This is a genomic window from Methanolobus sp. ZRKC4 (assembly GCF_045291305.1).
GTDB lineage: Archaea > Halobacteriota > Methanosarcinia > Methanosarcinales > Methanosarcinaceae > Methanolobus.
Genome location: NZ_CP146983.1, coordinates 2,310,057 through 2,328,515, shown reverse-complemented (window position 1 = coordinate 2,328,515; position 18,459 = coordinate 2,310,057). Strand labels below are relative to the sequence as shown.

The 18,459-nt window shown below is 37.5% G+C and carries 15 protein-coding genes and 2 pseudogenes; 11 read left to right on the top strand and 6 right to left on the bottom strand.

What is annotated here, in order from left to right:
• Positions 1–49 precede the first annotated feature (49 nt).
• The 5 genes from V7O67_RS11445 to V7O67_RS11425 form a co-directional block, all read right to left on the bottom strand.
• Positions 50–1,528 (bottom strand): (R)-citramalate synthase, encoded by a 1,479-nt coding sequence (locus tag V7O67_RS11445; RefSeq protein WP_406658332.1) that lies wholly within the window; start codon positions 1,526–1,528, stop codon positions 50–52.
• A 533-nt stretch (positions 1,529–2,061) separates the two neighbouring features.
• Positions 2,062–3,108 (bottom strand): M42 family metallopeptidase, encoded by a 1,047-nt coding sequence (locus tag V7O67_RS11440; RefSeq protein ID WP_406670032.1) that lies wholly within the window; start codon positions 3,106–3,108, stop codon positions 2,062–2,064.
• A gap of 123 nt (positions 3,109–3,231) precedes the next feature.
• Positions 3,232–3,744 (bottom strand): PEF-CTERM sorting domain-containing protein, encoded by a 513-nt coding sequence (locus V7O67_RS11435; RefSeq protein WP_406670030.1) that lies wholly within the window; start codon positions 3,742–3,744, stop codon positions 3,232–3,234.
• A gap of 168 nt (positions 3,745–3,912) precedes the next feature.
• Positions 3,913–4,425 carry a PEF-CTERM sorting domain-containing protein gene (locus V7O67_RS11430; protein ID WP_342304715.1) on the bottom strand — a complete coding sequence of 171 codons (513 nt, stop codon included), beginning with the start codon at positions 4,423–4,425 and terminating at the stop codon, positions 3,913–3,915.
• A 125-nt stretch (positions 4,426–4,550) separates the two neighbouring features.
• On the bottom strand, positions 4,551–7,271 hold the full coding sequence (locus tag V7O67_RS11425) for a DUF1616 domain-containing protein (protein WP_342304717.1): 2,721 nt from the start codon (positions 7,269–7,271) through the stop codon (positions 4,551–4,553).
• 246 nt (positions 7,272–7,517) lie between these two features.
• On the opposite strand from V7O67_RS11425, the gene V7O67_RS11420 reads away from it, so the two are divergent.
• Both V7O67_RS11420 and V7O67_RS11415 read left to right on the top strand, forming a co-directional pair.
• On the top strand, positions 7,518–8,294 hold the full coding sequence (locus tag V7O67_RS11420) for a M48 family metalloprotease (protein WP_342304718.1): 777 nt from the start codon (positions 7,518–7,520) through the stop codon (positions 8,292–8,294).
• A gap of 9 nt (positions 8,295–8,303) precedes the next feature.
• Entirely contained in the window at positions 8,304–8,540 is a 237-nt protein-coding gene (locus V7O67_RS11415; protein WP_342304719.1) for a hypothetical protein, read from the top strand.
• Positions 8,541–8,558: 18 nt separating this feature from the next.
• On the opposite strand, the gene artC is transcribed toward V7O67_RS11415, so the two are convergent.
• The gene (artC, locus tag V7O67_RS11410; RefSeq protein WP_342304720.1) at positions 8,559–9,386 is read right to left on the bottom strand and encodes an archaeosortase C; all 828 of its coding nucleotides are present in this window, start codon (positions 9,384–9,386) and stop codon (positions 8,559–8,561) included.
• A gap of 696 nt (positions 9,387–10,082) precedes the next feature.
• Here artC and V7O67_RS11405 point away from each other — a divergent pair.
• The 9 genes and pseudogenes from V7O67_RS11405 to V7O67_RS11365 all read left to right on the top strand — a co-directional run.
• Positions 10,083–10,904: pseudogene (locus tag V7O67_RS11405) on the top strand (IS5 family transposase); the annotation flags it as partial.
• A 180-nt stretch (positions 10,905–11,084) separates the two neighbouring features.
• Positions 11,085–11,228: a hypothetical protein gene (locus tag V7O67_RS11400; protein WP_406669888.1), complete on the top strand. Its 144-nt coding sequence runs from the start codon at positions 11,085–11,087 to the stop codon at positions 11,226–11,228.
• A gap of 211 nt (positions 11,229–11,439) precedes the next feature.
• Positions 11,440–12,972 carry a group II intron reverse transcriptase/maturase gene (gene ltrA, locus V7O67_RS11395; protein WP_342304721.1) on the top strand — a complete coding sequence of 511 codons (1,533 nt, stop codon included), beginning with the start codon at positions 11,440–11,442 and terminating at the stop codon, positions 12,970–12,972.
• Positions 12,973–13,071: 99 nt separating this feature from the next.
• A pseudogene (locus V7O67_RS11390) lies at positions 13,072–13,176 on the top strand (IS5/IS1182 family transposase); the annotation flags it as partial.
• Positions 13,153–14,085 carry an ISH3 family transposase gene (locus tag V7O67_RS11385; protein ID WP_406671467.1) on the top strand — a complete coding sequence of 311 codons (933 nt, stop codon included), beginning with the start codon at positions 13,153–13,155 and terminating at the stop codon, positions 14,083–14,085. The pseudogene V7O67_RS11390 and the gene V7O67_RS11385, both read left to right, overlap by 24 nt.
• Before the next feature lie 154 nt (positions 14,086–14,239).
• Positions 14,240–15,691: a lipopolysaccharide biosynthesis protein gene (locus V7O67_RS11380; RefSeq protein WP_342304722.1), complete on the top strand. Its 1,452-nt coding sequence runs from the start codon at positions 14,240–14,242 to the stop codon at positions 15,689–15,691.
• A 67-nt stretch (positions 15,692–15,758) separates the two neighbouring features.
• Positions 15,759–16,559, top strand: coding sequence for a hypothetical protein (locus tag V7O67_RS11375; protein WP_342304723.1), 801 nt, complete (start codon positions 15,759–15,761; stop codon positions 16,557–16,559).
• A 21-nt stretch (positions 16,560–16,580) separates the two neighbouring features.
• On the top strand, positions 16,581–17,285 hold the full coding sequence (locus V7O67_RS11370; RefSeq protein ID WP_342304724.1) for a PHP domain-containing protein: 705 nt from the start codon (positions 16,581–16,583) through the stop codon (positions 17,283–17,285).
• Positions 17,286–17,299: 14 nt separating this feature from the next.
• Positions 17,300–18,448 carry an ATP-grasp domain-containing protein gene (locus tag V7O67_RS11365; protein ID WP_342304725.1) on the top strand — a complete coding sequence of 383 codons (1,149 nt, stop codon included), beginning with the start codon at positions 17,300–17,302 and terminating at the stop codon, positions 18,446–18,448.
• Positions 18,449–18,459: the final 11 nt, after the last annotated feature.

Here is an 18,459-nt window from a genome sequence, read left to right as displayed (position 1 = left end):
TAAATCTGCATGTAAACTGATAGTATCTATCTTATAATTTTCTGATATTTCATATCAAACGGTTGATGCCGTTAAGCAGGGCTTCGACCGATGCCATTACTATGTCTGTACGGGCACCTCTTGATGTAACCATCTTTCCGTCTTTCGAGAGTTTCACAAGCACTTCCACGAGGGCATCAGTACCACCACTGATAGCGTCTACATGATACTCTTCCAGTTGCACGTCCCCTATGCTTGCAACTCCCTTTTTAATACTTGCCAGAGTCGCGTCAACAGGCCCGTCACCGATGCCTGCTTCGACAACCTCTCTGCCGTCTACTTTGAGTTTAACTGATGCAGTGGGGGTGACCTTGTTCCCTGAAACTACGGTATATTCTTCCAGAATAACCTTCGCTTCTTTCTGGATACTGAGTACAGTCTCGGCTATCGACTGCAGGTCTGCATCCGTTACTTTTTTCCCGTGATCTCCAAGTTCTTTTACACGATCAAGAATCTCATGTAGCTGGACATCGTCAACATCGAATCCCATCTCTTTTACCGCAAGTGTTACAGAGCTCTTGCCTGCATGCTTTCCAAGTACGATCTTGCGTTCCCTACCGATAACCTCTGGCTTAATGGGTTCGTATGTGGATGTATCTGCCAGCAGGCCATGTACGTGAATGCCTGCTTCATGGGTAAACGCATTCCCACCTACAAGTGATTTGTTCGGAGCAACTGGTATGCCTGTCAGCTTGCTCACAAGCCTTGAGGCCTTGAAGATATCTGTTGTACTAATGCCGGTCTTGCATTTGTATAACCATTCAATGGTCATGACTACTTCTTCTAACGACGTATTACCTGCACGTTCACCAATGCCATTAACGGTTACGTGTGCCTGCTTTGCACCTGCCCTGAGAGCTGCAACGGTATTTGCAGTGGCAAGTCCGAAATCATCATGGCAGTGTATACTTACGGGTGCTTTAACAGCAGATGTGATGTCTCTGAATATCTCATCAGCCTTTTCAGGAACAAGCAATCCGACCGTGTCACAGAAGCATAATCTCTCGGCTCCTGCCTGCACGCCATCAGTGTATAAAGACTTCAGGAATTCCAGATCTGCCCTGGAGGCATCCTCACCACTGAGTTCAACTATTAGACCATGTTCCCTGGCATACTCGGTAGTATCTATGGCCATCTGTCTTACGGATTCTCTGTCTTTGCGTAACTTTACGTTGATATGCAGGTCCGATACGGGTGCTACAAGGTGGATAGAATCAACATCACATGCCAGTGCATGGTCCACATCCTGTTTCATGATCCTGCAGTAACTGCAGATCTCTGCATTCAATCCTTCTGCTACCACTGCTCTTATGGACTCGCGTTCACCTTCTGATGTAATGGCAGATCCTGCTTCGATCACATTAACGCCTAGTTCATCGAGCTTAGTAGCGATTGCCACTTTGTCCTCGCTTGTAAGTGCTACGCCTGGTGTCTGTTCGCCGTCTCTGAGAGTTGTGTCTAAAAACCGGACATTTTCAAATAATATAATCCCTCACATTTTCTTGTCTGTTATCCAGTAACAGCTTACAGGGATATTACGAAGTGATATATATGTATAGCGATTATCATCACGATTCGTCATGAGGATGCCAAATTATTATCCTGAAACTCAGTTCATAGTATAATGTATTTTTTTTGAATAATTGGGGATGAATTTACATAAGGGAAGTGAAAACTGTCAAACCTGGGATGTTAATCAGGCGATCTGATTGTATAAAGTTCACTTTTATATCGGTGAGTATGGTGCTATCAGGCCTTAAGCGCATGAATGCTTCCCTCAGGACCATGCCGCCAAGAACATACTTTTAGGGCTGTAATACGCTTCTATTCAAATAATGTGCTCATCTGCCTCTAATTTTAAGCTTACCAAGAGGTGGTTGAATGGGTTCGTTGTTGAGTTCAGTTTAATGCTACAAAATACATTCTTTCTATAACAGCAGCAATGGACTGCGCCGCCTTCGGCGTGGTGGTTGTACTGTTTTGATAACCCATCAAAAAAAGTAAGGGGAAATCCTTCCCTGCTTAGAAATAATCATTGACACTGAGTACTGCCTTTGCTACAAGGTCAGAGCAGTGTTGCAGGTCAGCAACATCAAGCACTTCTACAGGTGAATGAATGTACCTGGTTGCTACACTCAGCACTCCTGTGGGTATGCCATCTCTGGTAAGATGAATCGCAGTAGCATCGGTGGTACCGCCATCTCCGACATCCATCTGGTAGGGTATCTCGTTCTTGTCTCCGGTTTCCACAATCCATTTAACGACCTGTGGTGCTGCTATTAAGCCTCTGCCTGATGCATCAGCTATAGTGATAGCTCCACCTTTGCCAATGTCCAGTGCAGACTCATTCTTAGTCATGCCAGGGTGGTCTCCCGGGATAGTTGTGTCTATTGCTATGGCAATATCCGGGTTGAGTCCGAAGGCTGAAGTACGTGCACCTTTAAGTCCTACTTCTTCCTGTACTGTACCTACAACATAGAGAGTTGCTTTCAGGTCAGCCTTTGAGAGCTGTTTCATTGTTTCAATTACAATAGCACAGCCTGCCCTGTTGTCAAAGGCCTTCCCTGTTATCTTGCCGTTTGCAAGCTTCTTTACTTCGCGGTCCATTGAAATGGGAGTGCCTACTTCAATTCCCATCTTTTCAGCATCTTTCTTGTCCTTGGCTCCTACATCGATAAACATGTCATCTGCTTTGACAGGTTTCTTTCTGTCCTCAGCTTTCATCACATGTGGGGGCTTGGAACCGATAACTCCTGGAATCGGACCGTTTTTGGTATGTACGATAACCCTCTGGCTATGAAGTGTCTGGTCGAACCAGCCTCCGATGGTTACAAATCTTAAAAATCCTTTGTCATCGATGTACTTTACCATCAGACCAATCTCATCCATGTGAGCAGCGAGCATAATTGATGGACCCTCACCTTTTTTGACAACAACAAGATTTCCCATCTTGTCAGTCATCATTTCATCTGCATAGGGCTTGAGCTCTTCTTCGAGGATGGCCTTTATGTTTCCCTCACTACCTGATATACCATGTGCGTTGGATAATTTCTCAATTAATTCTTCCATGTATCATCACTTTTAACTTTAGACAGAGAAGAATGGAGTTGTAGGGATATAAGGTTTGAGTAGAGAAAAAGAAAGAAGTTTTTAACAAAAAGATAAAGAAAAAAGTTGGAGTAAGTTGTTAACTTACTCTTCCTTGCGGCGCTGGAATAGGAATGCCAGACCGAGGATTGCAGCTACTGGAAGTGCTACGGTTGGGAATTCTGGGATTGCTTCTACATATCTTGATGCTGAATCTATTTCTGTACTGGCAAGTACTGGGCCTGCACCAATGCTTATTCTGTAGATTGTTCCTACTGGTGCACTAGCATTGAGTGACACTGTTATTACGCCTACATCTGTGTATGATGTTGCAAGCGGTACTGTTACATTAGCAGGTGTAGTTATGTTTATATCAGTTGTTGCTCCTGGGCCTGATATAACAGCTACTTGTGTCGCGTATGGGAGTACAAGGCCTTGTTCTACGGAGCTGATGGCTGTCATTCTGTAACTGAGGGTTATACTGTCGCCTGGTTTAAGTGTCAAATCACCTATGGCTGCAGTTCCTGTTGCGTCCCATATGTCTGCGGTATATGGGGTTGCAGATGCTGTTCCTACAAACAGTGCAATCAATGCGATAAGTAATGGTAGTTTCTTCATATTTCCACTCCTAACAACTTTTATTGTTATTGGATGCATTCTTTTTTTTTGCATATATAGTATGAAGTAACTATCTTCTGTAACAAAATGTCTTAACTACTTGTACTCGAGCAGTTAAAAACAAGTTAAAAACAAGAATAAAAAAAGTATTGGAGTAAGTTGATTAACTTACTCTTCCTTGCGGCGCTGCATGAAGAATGCAAGACCAAGGATTGCAGCTACTGGGAGTGCAATTGTTGGGAATTCTGGTATTGATTCTACGTATCTTGATGCTGAATCTATTTCTGTGCTGGCAAGTACTGGGCCTGCACCAATGCTTATTCTGTATATTGTGTGTAGTGGTGCATTAGCATTGAGTGACACTGTTATTACGCCTACATCTGTGTATGATGTTGCAAGCGGAACTACTACATTAGCAGGTGTGGTTATTGTTATGTCACTTGCTGCTCCAGTGCCTGATACGACAGCTACTTGTGTCACATATGGAAGAACAAGGCCTTGTTCTACAGGACTTATATCTGTCATTCTGTAACTAAGGGTTATGCTGTCCCCTGGCTTCAGTGCAAGGTCTCCAACTGGTGCTGTTCCTGCTGCATTAAATATGTCTGCGGTGTAGGGGTTTGCAGCTGCAACACCCATCATGCTTATTGCTACTAGCAATACCAATATAATTTTCTTCATTTTCGTACCACCTTTTTTAATTAGGATTATTACTAATTAAAGTTCCTTATTGTCTCACTCTTATTTATACATTTGTAAAAACGCTGCGATGACATTATGATCCTCATTATGAGGTGCGTGGTCTGTTATGTTGATACATAAAATGTCCATGTTTCCACAGCAGTATTTCCGGCCTGATCGGTGACACTCAGGCGGACATCTACCGCACCATTCTCTAATCCTACAGCATTGTAGGTAATAGAACTGTAATCTATTTCGGCATCATCAGTTACATCAACTCCATTTACCTGAAAAGCTATTTTCGTTTTATCAATGCCTGCACGATCATCTGAGTAAGAAGCCCTGATAGATGGATTGCCTGTATTCACTGTTTCGCCATCATCGGGGCTTAAACTTTTAATGGTCGGGTCGACCCTGTCAATGATGAATGTCTCTTCTTCATACAAGCTTAGGGAATCCACTGTTTTTGCAGTAGTTTTAACCCGTGCTGTGCCATCACGTATACTATAATCCAGATCCTTATCCTCTGTTGTGGCTGTGTATGTATATTCATTATCTGATGAACCTTCAAAGGTCACATCCAGTTTATAGCCATATCTATCTTGTACTATCACAGTTGGTTCTTCCTTAAGGGCCGTAGAGGAAGTAATGGTAATTTCTACATCATCTGATGTTTTTTCAGGATTGATGTCTATTGTTAGTTCTTCCAGTGATTCATCGGTGTATAAGCTTCCAAATGTATAGGCTGTATTATTGGCATAGTCCTTTGCAGTGACTTCTATATTGTAATTATCCTGCAATTTTACAGTGTATTTAGTAGTCCATATTATGTTGTCTGTTGTTGCAAGCTTTAAGGACTCAGAATTGCCAAATGTCCATGGTATTATCTTACATTCCATTTCCATCAAAGGCTTGCTTGATGTCACAGTTAGGTATGTGGTATCACTGGTGGGGTTTGGCGTGATGTCGAGTTCGATTGTTGGTGCAGTGATGTCAACTTTTGTACTTGTGTCGGATACTGCATGTTCCATTTCTTCATTCAGGGCGTTGTCAACTGCTTTTGATCTGAAGTAATATGTTTCACCTTGTTTTCCTTCAAACTCTGCGGAAATTGCTGTAGTTTTACTAATCCACCTATTCCAGTTCGTGCCGTCTGTGCTGTAATCTATGTCATAGTAATAAATACCTGAACCTTCATCGGTTCCGTTCCAACTTACTGTAAATTTATTATTGCCAACACTTGGGACTAAGGTGAGCACTTTGGATATCGGAAGGTCAAATTCTACAGTGTTATCATCTTTGACGTATGGGGATAAAGCTGACAGTGGCATGAAACTTACTTCATCAATAGCAAATTCAATCGTTTTAAGGTCCAAATTACGGTTCTGTGCTAAAACAAATGAGATTGTATTTTTACCTTCCTGTATTGTAACAGGTAGCATCAGATGCTGCCATCCTTCGTCACCGTTTATTCCTTCTGACCATACTATCACATCATTGAGCAATACTCTCTTGTATTGTGACTCTTCTTTATCCGGAGTTCCCTTTGCATAGTTGTCCTTCATGTAAGCGGAAAGCAGTACATCCTGTGTTCTGTTACTGTAGATCTCCTGCTGAAGGTTATACTGGTCATAACCCCATTGTCCCATGTTTCCTTCAAAGGTGCTATTGATCACAAATGCCTTGGATGAATTGATTCCAGACTCGTTCAGGTAATGTCCTGTTACTGATGTCTCGTTGCTTGAAATAAATGTCCATCCTTCATCCGTTTCCATATCTGGGTTACTAAGTTGTATGAAATCGATGGTTGCAGAATTTGTAGTTTCAACGACCTCAGTACTTATCATCTGAGTCACCCAGAGATGTGCTGATCTGTATGCGAAATTTCCAACTTCATCTTTGTACAGGGCAAACTCAAGTTTCTGTCTTTCCTGCTTGAATTTTGTTGGGGTTAGCACAAGTTCCTGTTCCCACTTATCTTCGTGTCTAAGGGTTACTTCAATCTCATCCAGTACGATGCCATCCAGTTTTGCTTGTAGTATGTAGTTCACATCAGCATGTTCGTAGTTTTCTATACCTGCTATTATGTGGAGGGGATTTGATGTGGAAATATTCTCAGGATAGTTCTCAGCTTTTCCATCCGGGCCAAGGATGTAAAGTGCTGTGAATGTTTCTTTTTCCCGGGTTGCCTTTGCATAGGCGAACATGGCGCCTGCAATAATTATGGAAAGCACCATTGCGATCATAAGGGCTTTTGTGATCTCCGGGGCTATTTTTTTTGTATTGAGCTCAGTTGGAGTCGCACGGTTCTTTTTACGCACTGAAGATATCTTTTTTCTATTGCTTGCAGAGAATCTTTTATCAATTTCTGTGTTTTGATGCTTAGTCTCTTCAACTTCTGCATGGATCTCCTCATCTGAATTCAGTGACTGGATAAAGGCACTGTATGAAAAGCTGAATTGTTCATCTTCAGGAAGGCGTTTTCTGGAAAGATATGTCAGAAGTACAAAGATAACTGTAAGAATCACAAGTGATATTGTTATTGAATTTGGTCTGAATTTCCATTCTGTAAGGCTGACGATAAAACCATCGAAGACCATTATCATAATACTGAAACCAACGCTCAGGGTGAATCGCTCTATTTCGGATATCTCTTTGTTACTCGGGAACAGGGCTGACATGAAGGCATATCCTGGTATGAAAAATATGATCAATAAAGCAAAGAGTATCCTTATTAGTGCTATCTCGTTAAATGGGGGGAAGAGGATGAATATGATTGATAGTAACGATGCTACTAATAATAGTTTAAGATCCTGGGTATATGTGTATTTATTGGGGCCGAGCATCTGGTCACGAGTTCCTTGTGGGTGATTAATATATAATGAATTATTTATGAATTTAGTGTAATTATTTGCTAAAATATATAAGTATAGGGTTCTATTATATTACAGCTTCTTAATACAGGTACATTTCAAATAAACTAAAGTAAAATACAAAGAGGGTTCTCTATTAAAAATAAGGTATGGATATATTTTCTGTTTTTCATAGTCTTTCTGCCCATAGTCTCTCTGATATTCTATCTTGGAGGTTCCATGGCTGGGTTAGTAAGCTTGCTTGTTATTTATGTGTTAAGCAGGCAAATCTATCTTTCAGCTTCCAAATTAATCATGAGGTGGTACGGATGTGAATATATGTCTCCCACAGAATATTCAGATTTACACTATATATTGAATGAACTTTCAGAAAAGTTTTCTATAGAATGCCCAAAGAGTCATATATTTGATTCATCGACTCCAATTGTCTTTACAGTAGGTTCCAAAAAAAAATATGACATTGTAATGTCCTATGGACTTCTGGAACTTTTAAATAATGATGAATTGGAGGCTATGCTCGCACGTGAGATGGCACGTATCTCCGAGGGAAATGTGTCCCATAACACTTTTGTGGCCTTTGTTGCAGGTATCATTGCTTCTTTCTCCACGGTCGCCATGTGGATGTCCATGCTTGGAGGTTTCGGGCAGGAGGGAGATCCTGTACCCAAGTTCATACGGTTTGTCGCAATGGGTCTGGTAATGCTCCCTGCTGCTCTGATCGTATACATTGGATCGGTGGATTCAACTTTACATTCAGATATAGTGGCTGTCAGGACACTGGGAAGCAAACAGTATCTTGCTTCAGCCCTGAAAAGGGTGTATAACGACATTAATCTGAATTCTGTTGAATATTTCAATCCCGGTCATGTTCATCTTTTTGCAATGAATCCTGTTAAGGTGAATTCACTTTATGATATCCATCTATCTTTATTTGAGGCAAAACTGGATCTTCGGCAGCGCTTAAAGGCCGTTGACGGAGTAGATATACTGAATTGAGGTACTATCATGTTCTCTGAGATAAATTATCTTTACACAAGTCTTGCGGACTGGCAAAAAGCACTGATGTTCAGCTTTATTTCCTACGCTGTGGTTCTTTTTGGTATCATTGTAGCCATTACATTTATACTGAAGGATTTCAAGTTCCTTCTTGTATTCGGTATCACTTTTGTATATATGGGTGGCCTGACAGTTACTATTTTTGTAACCAGGCGAATATTCAAAAAAAGGTTGATAGAACGCTGATCGTTCTTCATATGTTTTTCATTTCTTCTTGTTCATGATGTACATTATACCGCCTGCGGTCAGGGCGAAGATAATCCATCCTATATGTGTGTGGACAATCATCATCACATCCATACCATAAAGGTACGCTGTAATGTATAGTATTATTACCCTAACAAGATTTGCAAGGTATGCGACCAATACTGCCAGTCCAAGAAGCCTTAAAGATTGACTGATATCCATTCTTTCAATCCTTGAATATCCTGCAACTATGCCTATGAGCAAGAACATAGAGTAAAGGCCTGAGCATGGTCCGCCAATGACAATAGTCATGGGTTCGGCTCCGTATAGGATTACAGTCTCAGTTGATATAATTTCTACAGGGATGCCAAAGTATTTTATGATGGAAACTGTTGGCATAAGCACAAAATAATGGTCGAAGATATGCAGGAAATCAATCTTTAAGAGGCCAAAGGCTGAATAGAATATCAGGTACAAGGCTGTGAAAATAGAAGAAATGTAGAACCCGAATTCTCCAAGCTGCTTTATGTCTTTCTTATTCGTTCCCATTGCAATAAGTGATGCTCCTACAAAGAATACTATTGAGTCGAGAGTGCCTATGTTGCTCTTGTTGATAAAGTTATATACGAGGTCGGCAGCTACGATGAACCCACCTATCAGGAAGTAGTTCCTAGAACTTTTTATGCCTTCAGTTCCTGTTATTTCTATTCTGGATATCAGTAGTGCTGCCAGAACAAAGAGTATGATTCCCATAATTGTGGATCCTTCACTGAGCTCGACTGTAGCTCCTGTGAAGAGTGCAAGTACTATTAGAATAATTATTATGTTTTTGTTTTCATTTTTCATTTTTTACCCTTCATTTATGTAGTTATTTCTCTGGTCCTTAAATAAATATAACTTTACTGATGAGTGTGAATGAAAATATTTTTGTTAGGATAAAGTTGAGATTATTTTTTGGGGTGTATAAAAACTTGTATTTCATATATCTCAATGGTTTAAATAACTATCAGGATGTTAAATCAATAAAACTATTTTATATAATTCTCTCTTCTATATGCATGAAGAAGCTGTGCTTCTCAGTTTTTGATTCTGCAAGAGTCATCATTTAAGTTTTGTTTTACTGATATTACCATATAAGTACAGTAGTTCGCTAATTTTGACTACTTAACCTCACCAATGCTCTGCGATAGTATTAATATGCAGCGAAAACGCCGCTCGATGTCATTTATAGCATTCAATTCAAGGACCAATCCTAGAGTTGAATTGAGACCAAAACAATGTATTGAAACTGTTCTAAACCTCTTACTAATCATATCAACATCAAGATCAATGGTTCACTTGACCGTAAAGACCTGTTTTGCACTGCCATATGCATGGCAGTGGACAATAGTCCAGTTCATTCCACATCAAAATATTACCAAGAGATTCCTTGTGAAACATCTTTAAGACATCATCTTAAAAAAATAAATCTTGGGCTCTGTAGAAAACCTACTTCCAATTTTATTTTGACATCATAATTTAAAAAGGATAAATCCCCTGAGTATTACTTGCGACAGAAACACAAAAGGGGATGATTGTGTTTTGCCTAATAAGTACTTAAAGTTTGTTAATACAGCGCTAGCTGTATCAGGAAAATCACATTTAGAGATTTACAGTTATAAGTATTCTAAAAGAAAATACACTCAACACCAGCTATTGACATTGATTTTGTTGAAAGAATACATCAATGAGGATTATCGGGATATAGTTGAAATTGTAGAATTAATGGATAAAGTCAAAGAGAGAATTAGACTTAAACAGGTAACACATTTCACTACTCTTCATAAATTCATTACAAGATTGAATTCAATCTATTTTAGTGGATTGTTGCAGCAAACACTAAAACTGTTTTATTCTCATGGAGAGATGATAGAAATTACTGCAATTGATTCAAGTTGATTTGCAAGTGCTCATTGTAGATACTATTATTCATGGAGGACAGGAAAGAAGCGTAGATCATTCTTGAAAACTAGTATTTCCATCGATACTGGAAAATTCATCATTACTGGTTTTAAGATACCAGGTAAACCTGTGCATGATGCAAAGCATGCGATGAAATTACTGAAATAATGCCATAAAACTCGCAAATCGAAGTACTACGTGATGGATAAAAGATACGATTCAGAAGACATACATTTGCTAGCAAAAGATAACCTCCAAGCAATAGCTATGATTCTGCTAAGACAGAGAAAAAGAAAGAAAATCAAAGGAAAATACCGTAGAAAAATGGTATGTGAATTTGATGAGGAATTGTATCATAACAGGAATCTGGTAGAAACGATGTTTTCTGTTCTGAAAAGAAAATACGGGAAAGAAATCAGAGCAAAAGTGTGACAAGAAGTTACAATATGAATTGCTTAACAGCTATTCCTTCCATTCGGGATAATCCTACTGTGGGATGCATAGAATGGTAACATCATTGTGTTAAGCTCACAGGACAATGTGGAAAGCAAGGAATTCCAATCCTTGACTATCTGCTAGGATAAGGAAACTATGAAGAGTATAATGCAAATCATCGTAAGGGTCGTTATGATTGATAAGCGAAATGGAATGATACGCTTAGACCAAAAGGTATGGAATCAGGCCATAATGGTTTTTTGCACATTATGGAGAATGGACACAGATTCCCGGCCTATAGATGGCTTCTAAGGTTTCCGTGATTATTCATATTATAGAACTTGGTAAGTCCCATGTGCTCCTGTAAAAAAAAAAAAAAGGTAGTTAATTCGTGAGAATGAACAATAGCACAGGGGATAAAGGAAACGGTAGAAAGCAAATGGCAGTCTGTAATGGAGTGCATAGAGGTTCAAAATTTGCCTTGTCCCGAAAGGGAGCAGACTTACCGTAGGTGTTCTATTACATGAAAGGAGGCAAACTTATGAATGCAAGATACTCGACTACACCATCAGGTGAGAGGCTTGCAGACAATTCAATCCCATTCAAGTGGGAGGACATCGACTGGAAAACAGTCGAAGGGAACGTTAATGAGCTGCAAGCCCGAATTGTAAAAGCGGTTAGACAAAAGAAGTGGCATTTAGTTAAACGACTACAATACCTGCTTACCAATTCTTTTCATGCCAAATTATTGGCAGTAAAGAAAGTAACACAGAACAAAGGTAAAAGAACAGCTGGAATCGATGGAGAAAAATGGACAACATCCAAATCTAAGATGAAAGCCGTTCTAGAACTGTCTGGTAAGAGCTACAAAGCTAAACCATTGAGAAGAATCTATATTGAGAAACAAGGAAAGAAGAAAAAACGACCATTAAGCATTCCTACAATGTACGATAGAGCAATGCAGGCATTATATGCTTTTGCTTTAAGCCCAATAGCAGAAACCACAGCAGACAGAACATCATTTGGATTCCGTAAATATCGAAGTTCAAAAGATGCAGAAGCTCAATTGTTCGCATGTCTGAGTAAAAGAAACTCTGCTCAATGGATTTTGGAAGGCGACATAAAAGGATGCTTTGATCATATAAATCACGAATGGCTCTTGAACAATATTCCTATGGACCGGTCAATACTAAAGCAATTCCTTAAAGCTGGTTTTGTGTATAATAGACATCTGAATCCCACCAAAGCAGGTACTGCTCAAGGTGGAATAATATCTCCAGTACTGGCAAACATCACATTGGACGGTATGAAAAATGCAATAGCATGCAAATATCATACAAACAGGAAGGGAACTATTAACAAAAAAAGTTATAATTCCCATAAAGTCAATTTTGTGAGATACGCAGATGACTTTATCGTCACTGCTGATTCAGAGGAAGTGGCTAAAGATATTGCTGAGGTTATCAGACTATTCTTGAAAGATAGGGGTTTAGAACTATCTCGTGAGAAAACTCTTGTTTCACACATAGACGATGGATTTGACTTCTTGGGATGGAATTTCCGGAAATATAATGGTAAACTTCTAACCAAGCCCTCGAACAAATCTATTGAGAATATCACAAAAAGCATTAGCAACGTGATTAAGAAAGGTAAAGCTCGGTCTCAGAGTTCTCTCATTAAGGAACTCAACCCTATTATCACTGGATGGAGCGAATATCACCGTTCAGTTGTCTCTAAAAATACGTTCAGTAAGCTTGATTCCAGATTATGGGATATGCTATGGACGTGGGCTAAAAGGCGGCATCCAGATAAATCACACCACTGGATAGTAGATAGATATTGGCATAGGGTAGGGTCAAGGAAATGGGTATTCTCCACAGAAGGGCTTAAACTCAAATCTTTTGCACATACAAAGATTGTAAGACATCCACGCATAAAAATGGATAAGAACCCATATGTAGACAAAGAATACTTTAAATGGAGAATAAGCTATCTGAGAAAACAGAAACTAGTGGCGTCGAAGCAAAATATCATGGAAAGTCTAACAACTGCCTGATACTTAAAGGGTTATAGAATGCTTGAGCCGTATGAAGAGAAATTTTCACGTACGGTTCTTAGAAGAGGGAGGGCGAGTAATCGCTCTTTCTTATTCGACAAGTACTGGAATCAAGCAAAAGAGATCAAATTCAAGTTATTAGTGCATAACCTTGACAGGTATGTCAAGGTTGTACTTATTATGCAAATGAGGATTTCTACAGAGCTAAATCTTGAAGAGCTTATCCAGGTAAATAGAAGTATTCTACTTCAAGGTCCAATAAGTGATATGAGACCTGAGAAAAAGTATGAATTCGCTATCGATTTTACCAATGACCCTTATTACGGAATAATAGACTCGTCCAATGAAAACTATGTGATAAGCATTCAGGCTAAAAAGTCAACAAACTCTTTTTATTCGTATGTTTCCCTGTCTATCATAAACAAGAACGAAAGATACACTATCGCTGTCCTTCCTGTTGAGAGGAACAAAACAAAAGTTGATTATCTCACCTATTTCACAGATATAACTAAGTATCTAAACTTCAGCATCAAGGTCCTTTGTTTATATAGGGAGTTCTATTCAGTTAATGTGTTTGAATTCTTACAGAACAAAGAAATTCCTCATATCACACATGTAGTACGAAAGGGAAAAGAGATCAAGCAATTACTTATTGGGAGAAAGGTGAGATATGCTAAATATGAGATGAAGAATGCTCAGAAGAAAGAAGTTCGGTTAGATATTGTTATTGACGTCAAGTATCTGAAAGGTAAAAGGGATAAAAATGGATGTAAGAGCCTTGTTTTTGTAGTTTATGGTATTAAGTGGGATCCCAGAAAGGTTAGCACAGTCTACAGAAAACTGTTTGCTATCGAATCATCGTACAGGATGCGAAATATCGTAAAACCAAAAACGTCAACAAGAAACGTTACTTTCAGGTACTTCTTTACGTTAATATCGTTCCTGCTAAAAAATGCATGGCTCTGCCTCCATAAAAAGCATTTCACAGTAGTAAAACCAGGTCCAATAACTATCGATGAAGACAAATTTAGGTTTGATAGGTTTATCCTGTTTGTTGGGGGATGGCTTAGAAGAAAGTTGAAGATTCAGTTAGTTGTGCAGTGTTTGAGGTAGAATAATTGCGATAAAAGCAAAGGGGAGAGAAAATTAGCGAACTACTGAAGTAGGAATATCTTTAAAAAGATAAATATCTATTACTATACTACTATATGGGATTTTGTTCTCATTGTTTGTGAAAATGTCTTAATAATTATTGATAGCAATTACTATGTCTCTTAGGAAAAAAGCTTATAGTGGTATTTGGTGGGTAATTATATCTACTATATTTTCAAAACTAATAAATTTACTAACAAACATATCTTTAGCAAGGCTTCTTGACCCTTCTCATTTTGGAATCGTTGCATTAGCTCTAGTTTTCATCAATTTTTTTGAAACATTTCGTGATTTGGGCATAGGTTCAGCATTAATTCACAGATCAGATAATAATTCAATTGCACAAAATACTGCATTTTTCATTTTTCCTTTTGCAGCAGTATTTTTCTATATATTATGTTATTTAATTTCTCCATATGTAGCTCTTTTTTTTAAGAGTGATGGATTAGACCTTATTATAAAAGTATTGTCATTATCTCTTATTTTATGGTCTTTTGGAAATTTGCCAACAACTTTACTAGCAAAAGAACTTGAGTTTAAAAAATTGCTTTATCCTCAGATAGTCCCAAAATTGGGATATGCACTTGTATCTATTGTATTGGCAATTCAAGGTTTTGGAGTTTGGAGCCTTGTTATTGGAAGAATTAGCCTGGAAATATTAAGTTTAATAATTGTTTGGCATGTTATTGATTGGAGGCCAAAATTAGAATTTGATAAAAAAACTGCCGTAGAACTTTTAAAGTATGGTAAATATGTACTGGGTACGTCGTTGATTGCTTTTTTATCATCTGTGTTCGATGTTGTAGTAATAGGAAGGGAATTAGGGGCTGAAACATTAGGTTTTTATTCAATAGCACTAACAGTAGCAAGCTTTTTCACAATACAAATATCTCATGTAATTTATCAAGTGGTGTTCCCTGTTTTTTCCAAACTTCAGCATGATATGGATAAAATGAAATCAGTATTTTTAAACTCTCTGAAATATCTCTCATTTTTCATTTTTCCTTCTGCAGCTGGAATAATTGTAGTCTCAAACCAATTTATTAATGTTTTTTATGGTAGTAAATGGCTTCCTGCTGTTCCTCTTATTCAAATATTGTGTATTTATGGTTCGGCTCAATCAATTTCGAAGGTAACATCTTCTGTATATTTGGCAAGTGGTACTCCTCATAAATCTACGATGATAAATATTTTACATTTGTTTTTTATTATGATTTTAATATATCCACTTACTATTGCATACGGTGTTGTTGGGACGAGTTTGGCTGTAACAATTTCTTCAACGATATCTTTATTTTTTAGTTTGAATCAAGTTAAAAAAATACTATTATGTTCATACGCAACTATATTTAAGGTTTTAGTTTACCCTTTTGTGGGATCTATAGCAATGTTCATTTTTGTTATTTTAATACAAGAACTAATTTATTTGTATAGTGATATTTTTATTTTCATTGTGTCTATGATTAGCGGTATATCTTTTTATTTATTGTTTCTATTATGTGTGCAGTTTAAGGAAATTAAAACGATTGCTAATTATGTTTCAAATTATTTAATATTGAAGAGTTAGCAATGTTTAAATATGTAGGATAATATATTATTATTTAATATACTTCATCAGATTGGGGGTAAGAAAAATGACTCGTGACTTTACTTTAGATGCATATTTACAACTGCTAGAATGTATCAAAGAAACTAACTATTCGTGTAAAAATGTCCGTGACTATACTTATAAATCTTCTGGTAAATGTATTATATTGCGTCATGATGTAGATCGTGATATTAAAAGGGCTTTGGATATGGCTGAATTGGAGTATAATTGCGATATTTCATCGACTTATTATTTCAGGCATACTAAGGATGTTTTTGTGCCAGAAGCCATGAAAAAGGTTGAGGATATGGGTCATGAGGTTGGTTTTCATTATGAGGTACTAGATAAATCACACGGTGACTATGGCAAAGGTATCGCTATTTTTGAAAATGAATTAAATGAATTCAGGAAATTTGTTGTTGTGGATACTATTTGTATGCATGGTAATCCCTTTGCTCATTGGTCGAATAAAGATATTTGGAATGAATATGATTTCGAATCCTATGGTCTCATAGCTGAGCCTTATCTATCGCTAGATTACTCAAAAATATTTTACATGACTGATACTGGTAGGAGTTGGGGAAACATTGCAAGCAGGGTCAAAGATGTTGTGGATTCTTCGTTTAATTCTCAAGTATTAAATGAATTCGGACCGGTGAACTCTACAACTGATTTGATAAAGTTGATTAAATCGCAAAAAGTATCTCAAATATGTATATTGTCTCATCCCAATAGGTGGTGTAATGATATTAAAGGGTGGTCAAAAGAGCTAGTTACGCAAAAGATTAAAAATGTTGGTAAAAGATTAATCGTGCAATATCGACAGATAAATACATTTAATCAATAATGACTTCTAATAATGGGTATTATGTTTGAAAACAATTATTTATTTGATTTTCATATACACACAAAATATTCTCCCGATTCATATAGTGATCCTGTTAAAATTATTAAAATGGCTAAAAGGAGAAATTTATCGGGATTTGCAATTACTGATCATAATACTATCAAAGGAGGGCTTATAACCAAAAAAATGTTGGGTAATGATGAAGAACTTACTGTGATAGTTGGGTCTGAAATTCAGACTGACAAAGGTGAAGTGATAGGATTATTTTTATCAGAAGAGATTGGAACATTTAATTTTCATGAAGTGTGTGATTCCATAAGGGATCAGGATGGGGTTATTTTACTTCCCCATCCATACAGAAATAAACTTGCGAATCCAGAAGATCTTATTAATAATGTTGATATAATAGAAAGTGTCAATGCAAGAAATTCCAAAGAGTTAAACTCAAAATCAATCAACTTGGCAAGAATGTTTAATTATCCTGTTGTTGCAGGAAGCGATGCTCATATTCCTTATGAGGTTGGTCAAGTAAAGACATTGTTACCAAAGGATATGTTCATTTTAGAGGAAGATGATATTAAAAGTAAAATAACAAAAAACCAATTGATTATCGATGGCTCTGAGTCATCTTTTGTACCAAAAACGTATAGTAAGGTTCTTGGTAAGTACAAAAAAGGAGGATTTAATTCGTTAATTAAATCATCTGCTAAATATTTAATTAGATAAATGTAGTGAATACCATGAGTGCAATAGTAACAAATGCAGCTAGTTCTAAATGCTTAGTTGTAACTAGAAGTTTGGGCAAAAGAGATATTGATGTAACTACACTAGGCTATAATCGCTTTTGTCCTACTTTTTATTCAAAATATTCTAATAACTATTTGATGGTTCCTTCTCCTAAAAACTTTCCAGCAGAGTACATTAAACAACTTGTGAAGGTAGTTAATAGTGGTAAAATAGATGTCTTGATGCCTGTTAATAGTGTTGATACTTTATTAATTTCAAAGTTTAAGTACAAATTTACACCTTATATCAAAGTACCCTTCAGTGATTATGATCAAATGCTTCAGTTACACGATAAGGTACAATTATCAAAGATCGCCGGTGATTTGGGTCTTCCTGTTCCAATTTCATACGAAATTAGCTCTATGGATGAACTCAAAAATGTCGCTTCATCTGCAGAATATCCACTTGTTATTAAGCTAAGAAACACTACTAGTAGCGTTGGAATAAGCTATGCTCATACGCCTGAAGAATTCGTTTTTAACTTCAAAGAAACAATCGAAAAATTCAATCTGACTCCTAATCAATATCCTTTAGTGCAGGAATATATACCTGGTGATGGTTATGGTGTATCAAGCTTGTACAATCAGGGAGATTTGAGAGCTTTCTTCGTTCACAAAAGACTAAGAGAATATCCTGTTACTGGTGGTCCAAGTACTCTAAGGACAAGTGTAAGACATTCTAAAATGGAAAAAATATCTCGTGAATTACTAGAACACATGGGGTGGCATGGACTTGCAATGGTTGAGTTTAAATTGGATTCTAGAACTAATAAGCCTTATTTGATTGAAGTAAACCCTCGTTTTTGGGGGTCAATAAATCAAGCGGTTTCAAGTGGAGTAGATTTTCCTAATTTGCTATATGATATGGCAGTTGAAGGGGATGTTCAGCCTGTTTTTAAGTACAAAGAGGGTGTCAAAACAAGATCTCTTTTCAATGATCTCCGGTCTTTTCCAGGTTACTTTAGGAAATCAAAGAGTCGTACTGAGCTCATAAAGGATTTTATTAAATTCAAAGAACATGATTTGTATTATGATGTCTTGTCAACTGAAGATGTTTTACCATCTTTGTTTTTCTCTTGCAGAGGTTTATTAAATAGGTTCTAAAAGTACAAGTG

Excerpts from the sequence above, each read along its gene's own strand:
- V7O67_RS11435 (WP_406670030.1), bottom strand. The coding sequence starts at position 3,744 with ATGAAGAAACTACCATTACTTATCGCATTGATTGCACTGTTTGTAGGA.
- V7O67_RS11380 (WP_342304722.1), top strand. The coding sequence starts at position 14,240 with ATGTCTCTTAGGAAAAAAGCTTATAGTGGTATTTGGTGGGTAATTATA.
- V7O67_RS11415 (WP_342304719.1), top strand. The coding sequence starts at position 8,304 with ATGTTCTCTGAGATAAATTATCTTTACACAAGTCTTGCGGACTGGCAA.
- ltrA (WP_342304721.1), top strand. The coding sequence starts at position 11,440 with ATGAAAGGAGGCAAACTTATGAATGCAAGATACTCGACTACACCATCA.
- V7O67_RS11420 (WP_342304718.1), top strand. The coding sequence starts at position 7,518 with ATGGCTGGGTTAGTAAGCTTGCTTGTTATTTATGTGTTAAGCAGGCAA.
- V7O67_RS11385 (WP_406671467.1), top strand. The coding sequence starts at position 13,153 with ATGCAAATGAGGATTTCTACAGAGCTAAATCTTGAAGAGCTTATCCAG.
- artC (WP_342304720.1), bottom strand. The coding sequence starts at position 9,386 with ATGAAAAATGAAAACAAAAACATAATAATTATTCTAATAGTACTTGCA.
- V7O67_RS11425 (WP_342304717.1), bottom strand. The coding sequence starts at position 7,271 with ATGCTCGGCCCCAATAAATACACATATACCCAGGATCTTAAACTATTA.
- V7O67_RS11440 (WP_406670032.1), bottom strand. The coding sequence starts at position 3,108 with ATGGAAGAATTAATTGAGAAATTATCCAACGCACATGGTATATCAGGT.
- V7O67_RS11375 (WP_342304723.1), top strand. The coding sequence starts at position 15,759 with ATGACTCGTGACTTTACTTTAGATGCATATTTACAACTGCTAGAATGT.
- V7O67_RS11430 (WP_342304715.1), bottom strand. The coding sequence starts at position 4,425 with ATGAAGAAAATTATATTGGTATTGCTAGTAGCAATAAGCATGATGGGT.
- V7O67_RS11400 (WP_406669888.1), top strand. The coding sequence starts at position 11,085 with ATGCAAATCATCGTAAGGGTCGTTATGATTGATAAGCGAAATGGAATG.
- V7O67_RS11365 (WP_342304725.1), top strand. The coding sequence starts at position 17,300 with ATGAGTGCAATAGTAACAAATGCAGCTAGTTCTAAATGCTTAGTTGTA.
- V7O67_RS11370 (WP_342304724.1), top strand. The coding sequence starts at position 16,581 with ATGTTTGAAAACAATTATTTATTTGATTTTCATATACACACAAAATAT.